Raw genomic sequence first — 19,501 nt, 5'->3', positions numbered from 1 at the left:
CCGGCGGGTTGTCGGGCGTGTCCAGAGCCGGGGGCCGTGGGTGCCTCAGGGGCCGGGTGCGGGGGGCTGCCCGGCGAGGGCCTGGTGGGTGAGGTGGAGCCCGGAGCGGAGGAGGGCGTCACCGCTCCCGGGGTGGGCGGCCCGGTGCGCGGCCTCCAGCTCCATGGCGCGGCGCAGCTCGGCCGAGTGGTCGCCGCCGCGCAGGGCCGTGTCCAGGGCCCGGGCGGTGGCCTCCAGCACCGGTGCGAGCTCGCGCACGGCCCGGTCGCCGGGGTCCGCGGCGGGCGGCCAGACCTCCAGTTCCCGGGTGAAGTACTGGAGGCTGAGCGCCGTACGCCCGGCCAGCCGCAGCCGGTCGCGCAGGCCGTCCGGCGGTGCGGCGGGCAGATGGAGGCGGCGCGCCCTGACGTCCAGGGCGGCGGACAGCTCGTACGGGCGGTGCCACAGGGCGAAGGACTCGGGGGCGCGCCCGCCAGGGGCCGGGCTCGAGGTCGAGGCCGGGGTCGTGCGGAGCTGTCCGGAGATCCGCTCCAGGCGGGCGGCGAGGTCCGTGCGGTACGCCTCCAGGCCCGCCGCCGCCTCCCGGTAGGGGTCGGGCGGCCACAGCAGCGGGCCGAGGAGGGCCACGACGGCGATGCCGACCGCGCTCTCCACCAGGCGGGCCAGCGGGTAGCCGGCCGCCGGGGTGGTGTAGATCATCAGCGCGGTGATCAGCACCTGCTGGTTGGGGGAGCCGTCGTGCCGCATCAGGTACATCCCGGCGGTACCGCACACCAGCACGAGCATGAACGAGGCCGAGGACACCGGCAGCCAGTGCAGCACGGTCACGCTGAGCAGCACGCCCACGACCACCCCCACCAGGCGCTCCAGGGCCAGCCGGGGCGCGGCGAACAGGTCCGCGCGCAGGATCAGCACGGCCGGCAGGGCGGCGGGCACGGGCGCCGTGCTCGTGCCGAGCCACACGCACAGGTACCAGGGGACGGCGGCGCACACGACCAGCCGGGCGGCCGGCGCCACACGCTCACGGAGGGCGCGGTTCCATGCGCTAGGCGTACCGGGCATATCGGGCATCGTAGGGCGGTGGGGCCGTCCGGCGGGCCCGGGACACCGCCGACGTCGTGGCCAGACGGGCTATTGACCGTGGTCCGGGCGGCTTGAATCCTGGCACGGGCAGGTTTGATCTCGTGGGGCCACGGGGGTGGGGTTACAGATGGAAATCGAGATCTTGAGCGCCGGGCAGGGGGACGACGCCGAGCTGCGGGCGTTACGCGCCTGGCTGCGCGCGGACCCCCAGCTACGGGGCATGGTCATCCGGCTGGTGGACGCGGAGGAGCCGGAGACCATGGGAGGCGTCCTCGAGGCCGTCCACGTGGTCATCGCGGACGCCGCCGCCCTCGGCGGCTTCGCAGTCTCCCTCGCCACCTGGCTGGGCACCCGCCCCCGTGCCCGGTCCCGCACGCTCCGCTCCGGCGGCCGGGAGCGGGAACTGCCCGAGCGCCCCGACGCCGACCAGGTCTTGGCCCTGCTCGAGTCGGCGGAGCCGGCGGAGGGTGCCGAGGAAGGGGTCGACGCGGGGGAGGGGCGCCGATGAGCTCCAGGCTTCCCGACGTCGAGCGCTCACGGGCGGTACTCGTCGGCGTCTCCCGCTACGACCACCACCCCGCCCTGGACTCGGTGGAGAGCAACCTCAGGGCGCTGCACCGGATCCTGGTCAGCCCCGACCACCTGGGCCTGCCGCCCTCGCACTGCCAGGTCGTACGCGACCCGGGCAACGCGGACGAGGTGATGGCCGCGCTGGAATCGGCCGCCGACCGGGCCACGGACACCCTGATCTTCTACTACGCCGGCCACGGCTTCGCCGACGAGGACGGCCTCTACCTCGGCCTGACCGGCACCCGGCACCGGCCCGGCTCCGAGCGGTACAACGCCGTCCACTACGAGTGGGTGCGCCGCGCCGTGCTGATGGGGCAGGCGCAGGCCGCCCAGCGGATCATCGTCCTCGACTGCTGCTACAGCGGGCGGGCCGCCAGCGAGACCACGGCGAGCGTGATGGGGTCGGTGAACACCGACGTGCAGGGCACGGTGGTGTGGGCCGCCACCAGTCCGAGCCGTCCGCTCGCGAAGGCACCGACGGGCGCGGAGTACACCGCGTTCACCGGGGAGCTCGTCCGCACCCTCGAAACGGGCATCGAGGGTGCCGCCGAGGTGCTGGACATGGACACGATCTTCCATCGGGTCAGCCGCGGCCTGGTCGCGCAGGGCTTCCCCCAGCCGGACCGGCACAACCACGCGCTGGGCGGCCAGCTGGCCCTCGTACGCAACCGGGCGGGCGCGGCGGCCGGGGCCGCCCCGGTGTCCGCCGCGCCGGGCGCTTCCGCGGCTTCCCCGTCCGGGTCGAGCGCCTCGTGGGAGCCCTTCACGTGGGGGCCGATGCGGACGGACCTGCTCATCGTGGAAGGGGACGGGGAAAGCGTCATCCCCGAGACCTCCCTGCATGTGCGGGCCGTGGACGAGGACGTGGAACTGCCGGACGAGCTCGCCGAATGGCGGGACGAGATCGCGGTGGAGCAGGACGGGCTCAAGGCGGCGGGCAAGCCGTACTTCTGGAACGGGCTGAATTACGCGGTCGAGCGGATCACGATCGGGCGGGTCGCCGAGACCGAGTCCCCGGAGATCTACATCCAGTTCCAGAACTCCGACTACTACACCTTCCTGGCCACCCAGCAGCTCGACCGGCAGTTCCGGGACGGCAGCACGCCGAAGAGCCGGTACATCGACCCGCACGAGGACCCGCTGGACGTCGAGCCGTTCATGAGCTCGTCGTTCGGGACGAACGTGGCTGTGATCACGCGCGACGAGAAGCTGATCGTCTCGCGGCGCAGCCAGATGGTGGGCTCGCACCCGGGCACCTGGAACTCCTCGGCCAACGAGGCGCTGTCCCGGGTGGTCGACAACGCGGCCCGCCAGGCGCCCAGCATCTTCGGCGTGGCCCGCCGCGGGCTCAGCGAGGAACTGGCGCTGAGCGCGGACGAGTACCGGCTGAGCATGCTGGCGCTGACCATCGACAAGAGCACCCACCAGTGGGGCGCCCTGTTCCTGGCCAAGCTGCGGCGGGTCACCTCGCGGGAGTTCGTCGAGCGGCGCTCGCGGGGGGTCTCCGACAAGTGGGAGCACGACCGGCACGAGCTCGTCGACTTCGAGATCGAGCCGGTCATCCGCTTCATCTTCGACCCCGAGCGGTCCGGCCTGTGGTCACCGACCGCGCCGGGGCTGTTCTACCTCGCGCTGGTCAACAAGTACGGGCGGGTGGCGGTGGAGCGGGAGAGCATGCGATTGCTCGGCGGGGCGGGGGCTACAGCGCGTTGACGAACGCGACCCACGCGGTGGCGGGGATGAGGAGGGCGGGCCCGTTCGGGTTCTTGGAGTCCCGGACGGGCACGGCGGTGGGGTGGGTGTCGCTGACTTCGATGCAGCTGCCGGATTCCTCCCCGCTGTAGGACGACTTGCGCCAGTCGGTCAGGGTGCTGGCGTCCGGCACGATGTGCTCATTCATGCTGCTCGTGTTCCTCCGCGATCGTCCTCATGAGGGCCAGGGACTCCCGCAGAGGGAGTGCGTCACCCAGGGCCAGAGAGTATCTGGCTTGCAACTGCCGTACCAGCTCTGGTGAATCGTGCACCCTGCCAGTGGAAATGCCTTCGCTGTAGGCGGCGGGCGGCTGGTCTTCGAACCACATCAGCGAGAGCATGCCCTGAAGAAGTGGGTACGTTCCGACGCTCAGCGAAATCACATGTGTGCGGATTCGGTCCCTCTCGGTCAACTCAATGAGGTACCTGATCTGCTCGGCCATGACTTGTGGGCTGCCGATGGGGCGCCGCAGTGCTGCTTCGTCAAGCAGGACCCACATTACGGGCGTCACCGGGTCGTCGAGGATCTTCGCCCGTTCAAGCCGTGTGACGACGTGCCTGTCACGCTCCGCTTCACTCTTCGGGGGGAACGCGGCACCGATCACCGAGCGCGCGTACCTCTCCGTCTGGAGGATGCCCGGCACGTAGGAATGCGCGAACTCTCGGATTTCCACGGCCTGCTGTTCCAGCTGCCGCGCTGGTTCGAAGTAGTCCGCGATCGTGTCGTCGTCCTGCGGCAGGAAACTGGCCAGCACATCCCCCGTGCCCAGCGCCCGGTCCAGGCGGCTGGCGTCCTCCCGGGACGGGATGCGGCGGCCTCCCTCGATATGGGCGATGTGCGAACGCGTCATGATCGCCCGGTTGGCCAATTCCTGCTGCGTCAGGCCCGCGGCCTCCCGCTGCGCCCTCAGCCAGTCGCCGTAGATGCTGCCCATTGCCAACTCCCATGTGACGGCGGTGATGTCACGCCCTACCCCCTGGCGAGCCTACTCCGCCCCGTCTCACTGTGTGAGTGGATCGTTACAGACGGAGAAAGGGAGCCGCGACGTGGACGGAATCGGCAGGCTGTTGCCGTGGGCCGGGACGGACGAGAAGCCGTGCTATCTCGTCGGGGACGGGGCCGGGTTCCTCTCCCGGTACGCAGACAAGATCGAGCTCGTACAGCTCGGCATGGCCGCGAGTCTCATCGAGCACGCCGAGGACATGCTCGCCGACCGGCGCGCCACGCGCGACCAACTCCACTTCCTGGCCGGCCGGATGAACGAGGCGCTGCGCGATGTGCACAGGATCGCGGTGAGCCGGGGCGACCGTTAAGCCTTGCCTTGCGCTCCTGGAACAGGGCTGGGCGCGGAGAGTCAACCGTTGCGGTCCGCTCCGCCGTACAAATGAAATCCCGACAGGGGTGAGTTGGCGAGCGAAAAGGAATGGAAATGGCTATGCGTAGATTCTTTTTGCAGTCCGCGGCCGGGGCTGCCGCACTGATCGGTTTCATCGGAATCACGGCCACACCCGCGAGCGCCACTGTGTTCAAGAACGTCGGCCGCCCTGGCCAGTGCTACCAGAACTACGTCTGCCTGTGGGCCAGCCCCAACTACCAGGACGACGGTTCGTGGTGGCCGGGGATCGCGTCGGACCAGAACATAGGTGACATGGGCAAAATTCAGGCGGGCGCCGGCATGCAGGACACCGCGTCATCCATCAAGAACAACACCGGGCGCAGCATCTGCTTCTACGAGCACAACTGGTACGGCGGCAACCAGTTCAGGATCGGCCCGTGGGAACAGTGGGCCACTGTGCCGGGGTGGATCGACAACAAGATCAGCTCTTTCAAGTTCTGCTGACTTACCGATCGGCAAGCCCTTGGCGGCGCGACAGGGCGAACCACAGCTCCATCCGGACGTCCGGGTCGTCCAGGTCGCGGGCCAGCAGGGCCGCGCAGCGGGTGATGCGCTGGCGGACGGTGTTGCGGTGGACGCCGAGTGCGGTGGCCGTGCGGTCCCAGCTGCCGTGGTGGGCCAGCCAGGCGCGCAGGGTCTCGCGCAGGGCCGGGTTGAGCGGGGCGAGCAGGGCGGTGGCGTGGGCCTCGGCCGCGGCGGCCGGGACCAGGGAGGCGAGGCCGCCCTCGTGGTGGCGGGCCAGCGGGGCGCGGGCCGCCTCGGCGCGACGCAGGGCGCCGGCCGCCTGGGCGTCCGCCGAGACCAGGTCCCCGGCTCCGGCGGGCGCGCTGACACCGAGCCGCCAGCCCGGCTGCGGGGCCGGATCCCGGTCGGTGATCAGGCGTACGGCGCCGGGGCCGGGGCCCGGGTCCACCAGGGCGGTGCCCAGGGAGGCGGCCAGGGCGGTCGGGTCCCCGTCACCGGAGGCGTGTACGACGGTCCAAGGCCCGGAGCCGGGCAGCCCGCCGACCCCGGCGCCGGGGTCGCCGAGCAGGACCCGGGTCAGGGCGGCGGCCTCGGGGCCGGGCGTGGCGGGCCGCTCGGCGGTGAGCAGGCTCAGCAGCACGGCGGCGATGGAGGCGATGGTGCGGTCCCCGGCCCGCCGCTCACCGGGGACGGCCACCCCGAGTACGGGACTGGCGACCGGCCCGGCTCCGGGCCCCGGCGGCTCCGGGGCGTCCGCGCCCTCCGGGCGGCGGGTGAGGGCGTACGCGGAGAGGTGCCAGCCCGCGGCGGTGTCCGTGGCCGTGGCCGGCCCGGAGCCACCCACCCGCACCGCGAGCGCGGCAAGCGCGGCACGCGCCTCCGGCGGTGGCACCCGCCCGGCCACACTTGCAGCCCGGCCGGTTACGCCCGGAGCCTCCCCAGCCCGCCCGCCGGGCGCCGCCGCGACGGAGCCCGGCGCCCGGCCCGGCCGGCCCGGCGCCCTCTCGGGCCGGTTGCCGCCCCGCTCGGCCGAGCCCGGAGCCTCCCCGGCCCGGCCCCCGGCCGACTGGGCCGAGCCCGGCGCGACCGGCGCCCCCTCCCGTCGGGCCCCGCCCGGCAGGAGTTCGGCGTGGCCGCCCAGTGCCGCCGCCAGGCGGGTCAGTACCGCAGGGACCGGGTTCGGGCGGGCGGCGGCTGCGGCGAGGGACTGCTGGGCCGTCGTCACCCGGCGCAGTTCCCGCGTACGGGCTTCCGCCATCAGCCGCCACACCGTACGGGCAACCGCCGTGAACGGCGTGCCCGGCTCCACCTCCACCAGCGGCAGCCCCGCCGCCCCGCACGCGGTGAGCAGCGGTTCCGGTACCCGTTCGTGGACCGGGGTCACGCCGAAGCCGAGCGCCGCGACCCCGGCGCGGGCCAGCCGGGCCACGTACTCCGCCGGGTCCCCGGCCCAGGCGCCCGCCGTGAGCAGCAGCTCGCCGCCCAGCAGGTACGGGGTCGGGTCGGCCATCTCGGAGGCGTGCACGCCATGCACGGCAGCCTCCGGCGGCCCGGCGACCAGCCGCAGCCCGAGCTCCCGCTCGCCGAGCAGCGCGCCCAGGCCCACCGGCGGCGTCGGTGGCGTGGCCGGAGGCTCGACGGGCGGGTTTCGCATGGATGCTCCGTACATTTCAGTGCCGCGCAATAGATAAAACGTACACTTCGCGGCCCCGTCCGGGCCGCTTACGCTCGAAAGACCGCACCACCCGCATCACCGCAGCACCGTCAGGAAGAAGGCACCCCCATGAGCACGCAGCCGCGCGGCCCCGTCGATTCCTCCCGCATCCCGCGGTACGCCGGGCCGGCCACCTTCGCCCGGCTGCCCCGCCTCGACGAGGTCGGCTCCGCCGATGTCGCCGTGGTCGGCGTGCCCTTCGACTCCGGCGTTTCCTACCGCCCCGGCGCCCGCTTCGGCGGCAACGCCATCCGCGAGGCCTCCCGCCTGCTGCGCCCGTACAACCCGGCCCAGGACGCCTCCCCCTTCGCCCTGGCGCAGGTCGCCGACGCCGGTGACATCGCGGTGAACCCCTTCAACATCAACGAGGCCGTCGAGACGGTCGAGGCCGCCGCCGACGACCTGCTGAACGCCGGCTCCCGCCTGATGACCCTCGGCGGCGACCACACCATCGCGCTGCCCCTGCTCCGCTCGGTGGCGAAGAAGCACGGCCCGGTGGCCCTGCTCCACTTCGACGCCCACCTGGACACCTGGGACACCTACTTCGGCGCCGAGTACACCCACGGCACCCCGTTCCGGCGCGCCGTGGAGGAGGGCATCCTCGACACCGAGGCGCTGTCCCACGTCGGCACCCGAGGTCCGCTCTACGGCAAGCAGGACCTCGACGACGACGCCAAGATGGGCTTCGGCATCGTGACCTCGGCCGATGTCTACCGCCGTGGCGCCGACGAGGTCGCCGACCAGCTGCGCCAGCGCATCGGCGACCGCCCGCTGTACATCTCCATCGACATCGACGTGCTCGACCCGGCCCACGCGCCCGGCACCGGCACGCCGGAGGCCGGCGGTATGACCTCCCGCGAGCTGCTGGAGATCATCCGCGGTCTGTCCTCCTGCAACCTGGTTTCCGCGGACGTCGTGGAGGTGGCCCCGGCGTACGATCACGCCGAGATCACCTCGGTCGCGGCCTCGCACACCGCGTACGAGCTGACGACGATCATGTCGCGGCAGATCGCGGCTGCGAAGGCGAACCCGAAGGGCTGACACGCGCGTGACCCACGACCACGACCTGGTACTCCGTCCCACCGAGGCCCAGCGGGCGGCGGCGCTCGCGCCGCCGCCGGGCCGGACCGGCGGAGACCTGGTCGTGGAAACGCTGCGCGGCCTGGGCGCGACCACCGTGTTCGGCATCCCCGGGCAGCACGCGCTCGCCGTCTTCGACGCCGTCGGCCGCTCCGACCTGCGCCTGATCACCCTGCGGGTGGAGAACAACGCCGGGTTCGCGGCCGATGCGTACGGGCGGCTCACCGGCGAGGCGACCCCGCTGCTGCTGTCCACCGGGCCGGGCGCGCTGACCGCCCTGCCGGCCCTCGCGGAGGCGGCTGCCGCCTCCGCGCCCGTACTGGCCATCTCCTCCCAGGTGCCGACGGCCGGCCTGGGCGGCGGCCGGCGCGGCCATCTGCACGAGCTGCGGGACCAGGCGGCCTCCTTCCGCGAGGTGGTGAAGTCGGTCCACATCGCCCGGTCCCAGTCCCAGATCCCCTCGGTGATCACCGAGGCCTGGGAGTCCGCGCTCACCGCCCCGCACGGCCCGGTCTGGGTGGAGATCCCCGAGGACGTGCTGCGGGCGGAGACCGTAATCCCGCAGGTCACGGTCGGGGACGCGACCCCGCACGAGCTCGCCCCGCGCCCCGAGCTGACTGCCCTGGCCGCGCACTGGCTTCAGACGGCGGCCCGCCCGGTGATCATCGCGGGCGGCGGTGTCATCCGCTCCGATGCGGCGAAGAAGCTGCGGCAGCTGGCGGAACGGCTCAACGCTCCGGTGGTGACCACCTTCGGCGGCAAGGGCGCTTTCCCGTGGACCCACCCGCTGTCTCTCCAGTCCTGGCTGGAGGACCGCCATATGACCGACTTCCTGGAGGACGCGGACGTTCTGCTGGTGGTCGGCTCGGGCCTGGGCGAACTGTCCTCGAACTACCACACTTTCTTCCCCGGCGGCCGGGTGATCCAGATCGAGGCGGACCTCGGCAAGCTGGAGTCCAACCACCCCGCGCTGGGCATCCACGCCGATGCGCGCCTTGCCCTGCAGGCGCTGCTGGAGACGGCCGGCGAGCGTGAGGACCCGCACGCGCCGGAGCGGGTCCGGCTGGTCCTCGCCGAGATCCGGGACCGCCTCGCCGGCCAGGACCTCGCGCTGGAGCAGCAGCTCCTGACCTCGATCCGGTCGGCGCTGCCGCCCCGCTCCCCGTCCTTCTGGGACATGACGATCCTGTCGTACTGGGCCTGGTCGGCCTTCGACGCGCGCCACCCCAACACCATGCACTCTGCGCAGGGCGCGGGCGGGCTGGGCTACGCCTTCCCGGCCGCGCTGGGCGCGTGCGTCGCCGAACCGGGCACGCCGGTCCTGGCGGTCTCCGGCGACGGCGGTGCGATGTACTCGATCGCGGAACTGGCCACCGCGAAGCAGCACGATCTGGACATCACCTGGCTGATCGTGGACGACGGCGGCTACGGCATCCTGCGCGAGTACATGACCGACGCGTACGGCCGGCCCACCGCGACCGAGCTCACCCGCCCGGACTTCGTCGCCCTGGCGGCCTCCTTCGGCGTCCCGGCCGCCACCACCACCCCGGACACCCTGGCCGCCGACCTCACCCACGCCCTCACCACCCCGGGCCCCTCCCTCCTGGTCCTCCCGACCACCCTCCGGATGTTTGCCCCCACGCACGTGTGAGCGGGCTCAGGCCGCTTCGTGCTCGACGGCGGTGAACTCCACCTGGGAGGTTTCGCCGACCAGTTTGAGGTTCAGCTCGGACTCCATGGCTCGGGCGAGCCGGGCGAGCAGCGGCACGGTCGGCACGGTGCCGCCGAGCTCCAGCTTGGAGACCTGCGGCTGCGTCATCCCGGCCCGCCGGGCCAGCTCGGTCTGTGAGATCCCGAGCTCGGTCCGCCGGTCGTAGACGGCCTGCCCGAGGTCGAACGCGAGTCGGATCTCCTCGCGGTGCCTGGTCACCTCGGGGCTTTCGGTGAGCCCCTCAGCGATCTTCCTGTCACGGGTGAGCTTCCACTGAGCGTGGCTGACCATTACAGCGCTCCGTCCTTGGTGTCACGGATGTAGACGTCAGTTGCGTGACCGTGCTCGGCCTTGCAGTGTTCCTTGGCCAGTTTCGCCCGTGCCACCTCGGCCTCCTCGCGCTGCTTCGTCTTGCGGAAGACCGTCAGGAGGACGATCCGTCGTCCGGGGGCGAGCCAGTACGAGATGCGTACAGCGGCACGATCGTGCCCCAGGTCGAACCGGAGTTCACGGACCCCGTTCCCCAGATGCCGTGAATACGGCTCGGCGAGAGTGGTGGGACTGTCGAGCAGCAGCCCGACCACATGCTCGGCCACCAGGTAGTCGGCGTCCGAGAGGTTCATCAACCACAGCCGGACCTCCGGCTCGATCTCGATGTCGAATGGCTCGTCCATATAGCGGAACGTATAGCCATCTCAGTGTATGGCTGGGCCGAATGGGTGGAAAGCCCCCGAAGGGGTGAACAACCGTTGCGGCATGACGGCAGCAAACCGTTCGATTGTTGCAGCGGGATGAAAACCGGCCCCGCCCGTGTTGGCGCTTCCGGCAGGACTGGACCGACGGGGAGGCATCACGTGACGGCGGCAGAGACAGCCGGGACAGGGCAGGGCTGGGGGAGGCGGCTGGCCGCCTATGCCTGGCGGTACAAGGCGAACGTACTGCTCGCGCTCGGATCCTCGCTCGCCGGAATGGCCGTGATGGCCGTGGTGCCCCTGGTCACCAAGGTGATCATCGACGATGTCATCGGGGACCGCAGCAAGCCCATGGGCCCCTGGGCCGGCATGCTCATAGCCGCCGCGATAGCCGTGTACGTCCTGACGTACATCCGCAGGTACTACGGCGGCCGGCTCGCCCTCGACGTGCAGCACGACCTCCGCACCGAGATGTACGCCACCCTCACCCGGCTCGACGGCCGGCGGCAGGACGAGCTGTCCACCGGACAGGTCGTCGGCCGGGCCACCAGCGACCTCCAGCTCATCCAGGGCCTGCTCTTCATGCTGCCGATGACCATCGGCAACTTCCTGCTCTTCGGGATATCCCTCGGGATCATGCTGTGGCTCTCGCCGCTGCTGACCCTCATCGCCCTGCTGATGGCCCCCGCCCTCTGGTTCATCGCCAAACGCAGCCGCAAGAAGCTCTTCCCCGCCACCTGGTACGCCCAGGGCCAGGCCGCCGCCGTCGCCACCGTGGTGGACGGCGCCGTCACCGGCGTCCGCGTGGTCAAGGGCTTCGGCCAGGAGGAGCAGGAGACCGGCAAGCTCCGCGAGGCCGGCCGCCGGCTGTTCGCCGGCCGGCTGCGGACCATCCGGCTCAACTCCCGCTACACCCCCGCCCTCCAGGCCGTGCCCGCCCTCGCCCAGGTCGCCATGCTGGCCCTCGGCGGCTGGATGGCCACCCGCGGCCAGGTCACCCTCGGCACCTTCGTCGCCTTCTCGACCTACCTCGCCCAGCTCGTCGGCCCGGTCCGGATGCTCGCCATGGTCCTCACCATCGGCCAGCAGGCCCGGGCCGGCGTCGAGCGCGTCCTGGAGCTCATCGACACCGAGCCGACCATGCAGGACGGCACCGTCGAACTCCCCGCCGACGCACCCGCCACCGTCGAGTTCGACGAGGTCTCCTTCGGCTACGACCCCGAGCGGCCCGTCCTCGACGGCTTCTCCCTGCGCATCGCGCCCGGCGAGACCGTCGCCGTCGTCGGCGCCTCCGGCAGCGGCAAGTCCACCGTCTCGCTGCTCCTGCCCCGGTTCTACGACGCCACCCACGGCACCGTCCGGGTCGGCGGCCACGACGTCCGCGAGCTCACCCACGCCTCCCTGCGGGCGGCCATCGGACTGGTCCCCGAGGACTCCTTCCTGTTCTCCGACTCCGTCCGCGCCAACATCGCCTACGGGCACGCGGAAGCCACCGAGGAGCAGATCCGGGCCGCCGCCCGCGCCGCCCAGGCCGAGGGGTTCATCGAGGCCCTGCCGGCCGGCTACGACACCAAGGTCGGCGAGCACGGACTCACCCTCTCCGGCGGCCAGCGGCAGCGGATCGCGCTGGCCCGCGCCATCCTGACCGACCCCCGCCTGCTGCTCCTCGACGACGCCACCTCCGCCGTCGACGCCCGCGTCGAACACGAGATCCACGAGGCCCTGCGCTCGGTGATGGCGGGCCGGACCACCCTCCTCATCGCCCACCGCCGCTCCACCCTGGCCCTCGCCGACCGGATCGCCGTACTCGACAACGGCCGGCTCGACGCCCTCGGTACGTACGAGGAACTCGAGCGGGACTCCGCGCTGTTCCGCCGGCTGCTCACCGACCCCGACGCGCTCGCCGCCGGATCCCCGCGCACCCCCGAGACCGAGGCCGCGGTCCTCGCCGGCCTGGAGCGCGAGCTCCTCGAACGCGATCTGGAGATCGAGGCGGAGATCGACTCCGAGCCGGTCAGCGCCAAGCGCAGGCTGGTGGACGGGGTCACCCCCGAACTGTGGCGACGGCAGGAGCCGGGCCCCGGCCCCGGCACCGCCCCCGGCACCGAGGCCGGCTCCGGAGCGCCCGGCTCCGGCCCCGGCCCCGGCCACTCCATGGCGGGCGCCGTGGCCGGAATGCCGGCCACCCCCGAACTCCTCGCGCAGGTCGCCGCGCTGCCGCCGGCCACCGACAGCCCCGAGGTCGACGAGCAGCAGGCCGTCGCCCCGGAGGAGAGCTACGGCCTGCGCCGACTGCTGCGCGGCTTCTGGGCGCCGCTCGCCATCAGCCTCGGCCTGGTCGCCATCGACGCCGGCGCCGGCCTGCTGCTGCCCATCCTGATCCGGCACGGCATCGACGACGGCGTGGAGCAGGCCGCACTCGGCGCGGTCTGGGCCGCGGCCGGCCTCGCGCTGATCGTGGTCCTCTCCCAGTGGGTGGCCCAGTTCGCCGAGACCCGGATGACCGGCCGGACCGGCGAGCGCGTCCTCTATGCGCTCCGCGTCAAGATCTTCGCCCAGCTCCAGCGCCTCGGCCTGGACTACTACGAGCGCGAACTCACCGGCAAGATCATGACCCGGATGACCACCGATGTGGACGCCCTGTCGACCTTCCTGCAGACCGGGCTGGTCACCGCGGTGGTCTCGGTCTTCACCTTCTTCGGGATCCTGATCGCCCTGCTCGTCCTCGACGTCGAGCTCGCGCTGATCGTCTTCGCCACCCTGCCCCTGCTGGTGGTCGGCACGATCGTGTTCCGCCGGAAGTCCGTCAAGGCCTACGAGCTGGCCCGCGACCGGGTCAGCCTGGTCAACGCCGACCTCCAGGAGTCCGTCTCCGGACTGCGGATCGTCCAGGCCTTCGGCCGCGAGCGCTCCGGGGCCGCCCGGTTCGCCGAGCGCAGCGACTCCTACCGGCAGGCCCGGGTCCGCGGCCAGTGGCTGATATCCGTCTACTTCCCCTTCGTCCAGCTGCTGTCCTCGGTCGCCGCGGCGGCCGTCCTGGTGGTCGGCGCGGGCCGGGTCGAGGCCGGCACCCTGACCACCGGCGCGCTGGTCGCCTACCTCCTCTACATCGACCTGTTCTTCGCCCCGGTCCAGCAGCTCTCCCAGGTCTTCGACGGATACCAGCAGGCCACCGTCTCGCTGGGCCGCATCCAGGGCCTGCTGCAGGAGCCCACCACCACCCCGCTGCCTGCCGCGCCCCGTGAGCCGGCCGAGCTCCGCGGCGAGATCGCCTTCGAAGACGTCCGGTTCCGGTACGGGACCGCCGACGAGCGCGGGGAGAATGGCGAGGCGCTGGGCGGCATCGACCTGCGGATCCCCGCCGGGCAGACCGTCGCCTTCGTCGGCGAGACCGGAGCCGGCAAGTCCACGCTGGTCAAGCTGGTCGCCCGGTTCTACGACCCGACTTCCGGCCGGGTCACCGCCGACGGCACCGACCTGCGCGAGCTCGACCTGACGGCCTACCGGCACCGGCTGGGCGTGGTCCCCCAGGAGTCGTACCTCTTCCCGGGTACGGTCCGGGACGCCATCGCGTACGGCCGGCCCGACGCGAGCGACGCCGAGGTGGAGGCCGCCGCCCGCGCGGTCGGCGCCCACGACATGATCGCCACCCTGGACGGCGGCTACCTGCACACGGTCACCGAGCGGGGCAGGAACCTTTCAGCCGGCCAGCGCCAGCTGATCGCACTGGCCCGGGCCGAACTCGTCGACCCGGACGTGCTGCTGCTCGACGAGGCCACCGCGGCCCTGGACCTGGCGACCGAGGCCCTGGTCAACCAGGCCACCGACCGGCTGGCCGGCAAGCGGACCACCCTGGTGGTGGCCCACCGGCTCACCACCGCCGCCCGTGCCGACCGGGTCGTGGTGATGGACGGCGGCCGGGTGGTCGAGGACGGCACGCACGCAGAACTCCTGGCCCTCGGCGGACAGTACGCCGAGCTGTGGCGCACTTTCATCGGTGAGGACGAGCACGCCGCGGCCTGATGCAACCATCCCGCCCGGCGGTGCGTCGTACGTGCGTACGGACATGGGTTGTACGTACGACCGACCGACGGGGGTAAGCGTGTTCCACGGGTGGGGCAGGACGGGCCGGCTGACCAGGGCCCTGGGGGTGTGCGCGGCGGGCGTGGGCCTGGCCGCCGTCGGGCTGTTCACCGCGACGCCCGCGCAGGCCGCCACCGGCGGCTGCGCCGGACGGCTCGTCAAAACCCTGCCGTTCTCGACCGGCGAGGTGCGGGTCTACAAGACCCGCACCCACGCCTGCGCGGTCACGGTCCCGTACCAGAGCGGGGTGCGGCAGTACATGTCGGTCTCCGTCCAGCCCCGCGGCGGGGTCCCGGTCCGCGACAGCGGCCGGTTCACCCGGTTCGCCGGCCCGGTCTCCGTGTACGCGCTCAGCCGCTGCGTGTACGTTCGCGGCGAGGTCGGGTCCGGATCGGTCTCCTCTGGCTGGATTCTCTGCTGAACCCACCCCGCGGCCCAACCGGGTCTGTTCACGGGCCGGTTGACCCCGTAGGTTCACGGCGACCGCAGTGAACTCAAGGGGAGGGTGAATGCGCAAGGCGCTCAGATGGCTGTTGTCGCTCGTGATGCTGATCGGCACCGTGGGCGCGGCCGGCTTCACGGCCTCGGCGGCCACCGCCGCGGGGCCCGCGACCGGCCCGGACATCAAGGACCAGATCCTCGCGATACCGGGGATGAGCCTGATCGAGGAGAAGCCGTACACCGGCTACCGCTTCTTCGTACTGAACTACGAGCAGCCGGTCGACCACCGGAAGCCGTCGCAGGGCACCTTCAAGCAGCGGATCACCCTGCTGCACAAGGACACCAACCGCCCGACGGTCTTCTTCACCTCCGGCTACAACGTCAACACCAGCCCGCGCCGCAGTGAGCCGACGACCATCGTCGACGGCAACCAGGTGTCGATGGAGTACCGATTCTTCACGCCGTCCCGGCCCGCCGACCCGGCCGACTGGGGCAAGCTGGACATCTGGCAGGCCGCCAGCGACCAGCACCGCATCTTCGGCGCCCTGAAGAAGATCTACTCCAAGAAGTGGCTCTCCACCGGCGGCAGCAAGGGCGGCATGACCGCCACGTACTACGAGCGCTTCTACCCGCGCGACATGGACGGTGTCGTCGCGTACGTCGCGCCCAACGACGTGGTCAACAACGAGGACTCGGCCTACGACCGGTTCTTCAAGAAGGTCGGCACCAAAGAGTGCCGCGACAAGCTGAACGGCGTCCAGCGCGAGGCGCTGGTGCGCCGTGAGCCGCTGGAGGCCAAGTACGCCGCCGCGGCGGCCGAGAACGGCTGGACCTTCACCACCGTCGGAGACCTCGACAAGGCCTACGAGGCCGTGGTCCTCGACTACGTGTGGGCCTTCTGGCAGTACAGCCTGGTCTCCGACTGCGGTTCCATCCCGGTCGCGGCCACCGCCACCGACCAGGAGATCTGGGACAGCATCGACGCCATCTCCGGCTTCTCCGCCTACACCGACCAGGGCCTGAACACGTACACGCCGTACTACTACCAGGCCGGCACCCAGCTCGGCTCGCCCGACATCAAGCAGCCCCACCTGGGCAACCTGAGCCGCTACGGCTACCAGCCGCCGCGGAACTTCGTGCCCCGCGAGATCCCCATGACCTTCCAGCCGTGGGCGATGCGCGACGTGGACACCTGGGTGCAGAACAACGCCCAGCGGATGCTCTTCGTCTACGGGCAGAACGACCCGTGGGGTGCCGAACCGTTCCGGCTCGGCTACGGCGCGCGCGACAGCTACGTGATGACCGCCCCCGGCGCCAACCACGGGGCCAACGTCGCCAAGCTGCAGGAGGGCGAGAAGGCCCTCGCCACCGCGAAGATCCTGGAATGGGCCGGGGTCGCCCCCGCCGCCGTCCAGGCCGACGCGCGCAAGGCGCAGCCGCTGGCCTCGGCGGACGCGCAGCTCGACCGGCGCGACGAGCTGGAGCGCGAGATGCAGCTCCGCCCGTAACCCGCTCCGGCTTTGTTATCAGCTATCTGGGCCACGGTCTCCGTATGTGAGGCCGTGGCCCAGCGCGTACCGGCCGGGCACCGGGACCGGGAGCCGCCCGGCCGGCCGGACCGTCCCGGCCAGCACCCGGGCGGCGGCCCGCAGTTCCACATCGGTCCAGGAGTACGTGGCCAGGCTCGCCGCGCACTCCGGCAGCCGGGCCACGTCGTACGGGTTCCGGATCGCCACGCCCACCACCGGAACCCCGGTCGAGATCAGCTCCGTCACCAGCGTGCGCTGCGGACTCTCGCCCTCCGGCACATTGAGGGTGCAGACCAGCAGCGCGTCGTAGCCGGACGCCACGATCCCCGCCCGGTCCGCGGGGACCGCCGTGGCGGTGAACCCCAGGGCGGTCAGCTCACGGGCCAGGACGACCGTCGGCGGGCCGGTGGTGCCGCTGGGAGAGGCCGGGTCGGCGCCGGTGACCAGCACCAGGGGCCGGGTGGCCGGGTCGAGCGGCAGCAGCGCCCGGGGATTGGCCAGCAGGGTGGTCGTACCGGCCGCGATCTCGTCGGCGGCGGCCAGGTGCTCCGCGGTGCCGACCGTGGCCGCCACCCGCTCCGGTGAGGTGTACGGATCGGTGAACAGGCCGCGCCGGGCCTTGAGTTCCAGGATGCGCAGGACCGATTCCTCGATCCGCCGTTCGGTCAGCTCGCCCGATTCGACCGCGGCCAGCACACTGCGGTACGCGAGCGGAAGGTCCGGCGGGTTGAGCAGCTGGTCGCAGCCGGCCTGCAGGGCCAGCACCGGGACCCGGTCGTCCCCGTACTTCTGGCGTACGCCGGCCATGTCGAGCGCGTCCGTGACCACCACCCCGCGGAAGCCGAGGCGTTCGCGGAGGATGCCGGTCAGGATGGGCCGGGAGAGGGTGGCCGGGTCCCCGGAGGGATCCAGGGCCGGTACGACGATATGCGCGGTCATGACCACGTCCACGCCCGCCCGCACGGCCGCCCGGAACGGCGGCTCGTCCAGCTCCTCCCACTGGGCCCGGGTGTGGTGCATCACCGGCAGGCCGATGTGGCTGTCGGTGGCAGTGTCCCCGTGCCCCGGGAAGTGCTTGGCGGTGGCCGCGATGCCGGCCCCCTGGTAGCCGCGCACCTGGGCGGCGGCCAGCTCGGCCACCGCGCGCGGGTCCGAGCCGAAGGACCGTACGCCGATGACCGGGTTGGCCGGGTTGACGTTGACATCGGCGACCGGGGCGTAGTCCTGGCGGATGCCGAGGGCGGCCAGCTCGGTGCCGGCGATCCGGGCGGCCCGGCGGGCGGCGGCCGTGGAACCCCCGGCACCCAGGGCCATCGCCCCGGGCAGCAGGGTGGCCGGCTTGCCGATCCGGGCGATGATTCCGTGCTCCTGGTCGGTGGAGATCAGCAGCGGGATACGGGCCGGGCCGGCCAGCGCGGCGCGCTGCAGGCCGTCGGAGAGTCCGGCGATCTGGGGCGGGGCCAGGGTGTTGTGGGCCCAGGCGAAGTAGATGACCCCGCCGAGGTGGTAGCGGGCGACGAGTTCGGCGGCGGTGCGTACCCCGAAGTGGGTCATATTGGCCTCGGCGTCGGCCCGGTCCGGATCGGTCGCGGTGTGCCCGTACACCCGGCTGACGAACAGCTGGCCGACCTTCTCGGCCAGAGTCATCCGGGCCAGCAGCTGCTCCGCCCGGCGCGCCGGTTCCGCGTTCCGGCCGTCGTCCACGGGCGGTTCCCCGGCCGCGCGGCGGGGAACACCGGCTGCTGCCGCCCCCGCGGCCAGAGCGGCGGCAGCGGCCAACAGACTGCGACGTGACGCAAGTTTCGGCACCCGTGGCACGCTACCGCCGGGGTACCTCCCGGGTACGGGGGACACAAGCGGGGTCGCCCGTACGCGCCATTCCAGCCTCGCCGGCGGGGCTGGAATGCGCAGCAACCCCAGCCCGCGCGGCGTTTGAGCGCACCCGGCGCGAAGCGGCACTTTCAGCCCCGCCGGCGTTTGAGGCGCGGGGTCTGGGGCGGAGCCCCAGTTTCGGGAAGGGGCGGGGTGGGGGAAGGCTCCGCGCAGCGGCCCCGCCCCGTACCCCGGTTCAGCAGCCCGGCGGGGGCCAGTGGGACTGGAGCACGCGCACCGTCTCCGTGATCGCGGGCCGCCGCGCAGCCCCCGCCCGCCACAACGCGTACAACCTCCGCACCGGCCCCGGCTCAAGCGGCACGGCAACCGCGCCGCCCGGCAACGGCCCGGTCCCCAGCCGCGGCACCACCGCCACCCCCAACCCCGCCGCCACCAGCGCAATCAGCGTGTGGTTCTCCTCCGCCACATGCACCAGCTCCGGCTCGAACCCGGCCGACCGCAGCGTCCGCACCAGCCAGTCATGGCAGACCCGCCCAGGCGGCTGGCAGACCCACCGCTGCCCGCCGAGCTCCTCCCGGCCGACCGCCGCCCGCCCGGCAAAGGCATGCCCCTCCGGCACGATCAGATCGCACCGCTCCGCCCCGATGAAGACCTGCTCCACCCCCTCCGGGGCCGGCAGCGGGGCGATGTCCCAGTCGTGCGCGACCGCCAGATCCGTCACCCCCCGGGCCACCAGGTCCACCGACAGATGCGGATCCACCTCGGTCAGGCGGACGTCCAGCGCGGGGTGCCGGACGGCGAGTTCGGCCAGCACGCCCGGCAGCAGGCCCCGCGCGGCGGACGCGAAGGCGGCCACCCGCAGCAGCCCGCCCGGCTGCCCCCGCCGTTCCTCCAGCGTGGTCTCGGCCCGCTCCATGATGGCCAGCAGCTCCTGCGCGGTGTCCGCCAGGTGCTGCGCCTCCTCGGTGAGCGCGATCCCGCGCCCGCGCCGCTCGAGCAGCGTGGTCCGGGTCTCGCGTTCCAGCTTGGCGATCTGCTGGGAGACGGCGGACGGGGTGTAGCCGAGGGCCGCCGCCGCGCCCGCGACCGAACCGTGCAGGGCGACGGCGTGCAGGGCGCGCAGCCGGGAGAGGTCGAGCATGCGGCCAGCC

17 protein-coding genes are annotated in these 19,501 nt (G+C 72.4%); 9 read left to right on the top strand and 8 right to left on the bottom strand.

The features are described from left to right. Positions 1–45: 45 nt before the first annotated feature. Positions 46–1,062: an FUSC family protein gene (locus ABT123_RS13615; RefSeq protein WP_351312935.1), complete on the bottom strand. Its 1,017-nt coding sequence runs from the start codon at positions 1,060–1,062 to the stop codon at positions 46–48. Between the two features lie 148 nt (positions 1,063–1,210). On the opposite strand from ABT123_RS13615, the gene ABT123_RS13610 reads away from it, so the two are divergent. Both ABT123_RS13610 and ABT123_RS13605 read left to right on the top strand, forming a co-directional pair. Then, complete coding sequence (locus ABT123_RS13610) at positions 1,211–1,591, top strand: effector-associated constant component EACC1 (RefSeq protein WP_351312933.1); 381 nt, start codon at positions 1,211–1,213, stop codon at positions 1,589–1,591. Continuing rightward, on the top strand, positions 1,588–3,366 hold the full coding sequence (locus tag ABT123_RS13605) for a caspase family protein (protein ID WP_351312932.1): 1,779 nt from the start codon (positions 1,588–1,590) through the stop codon (positions 3,364–3,366). Before ABT123_RS13610 ends, ABT123_RS13605 begins: the two co-directional genes overlap by 4 nt. Here the strand turns inward: ABT123_RS13605 and ABT123_RS13600 are convergent. Both ABT123_RS13600 and ABT123_RS13595 read right to left on the bottom strand, forming a co-directional pair. Then, on the bottom strand, positions 3,353–3,553 hold the full coding sequence (locus ABT123_RS13600; protein ID WP_351312931.1) for a DUF397 domain-containing protein: 201 nt from the start codon (positions 3,551–3,553) through the stop codon (positions 3,353–3,355). The two genes, ABT123_RS13605 and ABT123_RS13600, sit on opposite strands and share 14 nt — an antisense overlap. Next, positions 3,546–4,340 carry a helix-turn-helix domain-containing protein gene (locus tag ABT123_RS13595; protein ID WP_351312929.1) on the bottom strand — a complete coding sequence of 265 codons (795 nt, stop codon included), beginning with the start codon at positions 4,338–4,340 and terminating at the stop codon, positions 3,546–3,548. The genes ABT123_RS13600 and ABT123_RS13595 overlap by 8 nt, the downstream gene beginning before the upstream one ends. A 112-nt stretch (positions 4,341–4,452) precedes the next feature. Between ABT123_RS13595 and ABT123_RS13590 the strand changes: the two genes are divergently transcribed. Continuing rightward, complete coding sequence (locus tag ABT123_RS13590) at positions 4,453–4,719, top strand: hypothetical protein (protein WP_351312928.1); 267 nt, start codon at positions 4,453–4,455, stop codon at positions 4,717–4,719. A gap of 116 nt (positions 4,720–4,835) precedes the next feature. Beyond that, the gene (locus ABT123_RS13585; protein WP_351312927.1) at positions 4,836–5,246 is read left to right on the top strand and encodes a peptidase inhibitor family I36 protein; all 411 of its coding nucleotides are present in this window, start codon (positions 4,836–4,838) and stop codon (positions 5,244–5,246) included. A gap of 1 nt (position 5,247) precedes the next feature. Here the strand turns inward: ABT123_RS13585 and ABT123_RS13580 are convergent, their stop codons facing one another. Next, positions 5,248–6,921: a PucR family transcriptional regulator gene (locus ABT123_RS13580; RefSeq protein WP_351312925.1), complete on the bottom strand. Its 1,674-nt coding sequence runs from the start codon at positions 6,919–6,921 to the stop codon at positions 5,248–5,250. A 129-nt stretch (positions 6,922–7,050) separates the two neighbouring features. On the opposite strand from ABT123_RS13580, the gene speB reads away from it, so the two are divergent. Then, entirely contained in the window at positions 7,051–8,022 is a 972-nt protein-coding gene (gene speB / locus ABT123_RS13575) for an agmatinase (RefSeq protein WP_351312923.1), read from the top strand. A 7-nt stretch (positions 8,023–8,029) separates the two neighbouring features. Continuing rightward, on the top strand, positions 8,030–9,712 hold the full coding sequence (locus ABT123_RS13570; protein WP_351312921.1) for a thiamine pyrophosphate-binding protein: 1,683 nt from the start codon (positions 8,030–8,032) through the stop codon (positions 9,710–9,712). Positions 9,713–9,718: 6 nt separating this feature from the next. On the opposite strand, the gene ABT123_RS13565 is transcribed toward ABT123_RS13570, so the two are convergent. Further along, entirely contained in the window at positions 9,719–10,063 is a 345-nt protein-coding gene (locus tag ABT123_RS13565; RefSeq protein WP_351312919.1) for a helix-turn-helix domain-containing protein, read from the bottom strand. Then, entirely contained in the window at positions 10,063–10,446 is a 384-nt protein-coding gene (locus tag ABT123_RS13560) for a type II toxin-antitoxin system RelE/ParE family toxin (RefSeq protein ID WP_351312918.1), read from the bottom strand. The genes ABT123_RS13565 and ABT123_RS13560 overlap by 1 nt, the downstream gene beginning before the upstream one ends. A 117-nt stretch (positions 10,447–10,563) precedes the next feature. On the opposite strand from ABT123_RS13560, the gene ABT123_RS13555 reads away from it, so the two are divergent. The 3 genes from ABT123_RS13555 (at position 10,564) to ABT123_RS13545 (ending at position 16,496) form a co-directional block, all read left to right on the top strand. Beyond that, positions 10,564–14,487 carry an ABC transporter ATP-binding protein gene (locus ABT123_RS13555; protein WP_502970947.1) on the top strand — a complete coding sequence of 1,308 codons (3,924 nt, stop codon included), beginning with the start codon at positions 10,564–10,566 and terminating at the stop codon, positions 14,485–14,487. Between the two features lie 79 nt (positions 14,488–14,566). Then, positions 14,567–14,968, top strand: a complete 402-nt coding sequence (locus ABT123_RS13550) for a hypothetical protein (protein WP_351312914.1) — start codon at positions 14,567–14,569, stop codon at positions 14,966–14,968. Positions 14,969–15,056: 88 nt separating this feature from the next. Then, complete coding sequence (locus tag ABT123_RS13545) at positions 15,057–16,496, top strand: S28 family serine protease (RefSeq protein ID WP_351312912.1); 1,440 nt, start codon at positions 15,057–15,059, stop codon at positions 16,494–16,496. Positions 16,497–16,514: 18 nt separating this feature from the next. Here the strand turns inward: ABT123_RS13545 and ABT123_RS13540 are convergent, their stop codons facing one another. Beyond that, positions 16,515–18,326 (bottom strand): glycoside hydrolase family 3 protein, encoded by a 1,812-nt coding sequence (locus tag ABT123_RS13540; RefSeq protein ID WP_351312910.1) that lies wholly within the window; start codon positions 18,324–18,326, stop codon positions 16,515–16,517. Between the two features lie 259 nt (positions 18,327–18,585). Further along, positions 18,586–19,491 (bottom strand): LysR family transcriptional regulator, encoded by a 906-nt coding sequence (locus tag ABT123_RS13535; RefSeq protein ID WP_351312908.1) that lies wholly within the window; start codon positions 19,489–19,491, stop codon positions 18,586–18,588. Positions 19,492–19,501: the final 10 nt, after the last annotated feature.

Origin of the sequence: Streptomyces sp. NPDC002054 (assembly GCF_040296685.1) — a bacterium.
GTDB lineage: Bacteria > Actinomycetota > Actinomycetes > Streptomycetales > Streptomycetaceae > Streptomyces.
This window is presented reverse-complemented; position numbering and strand designations above follow the sequence as displayed.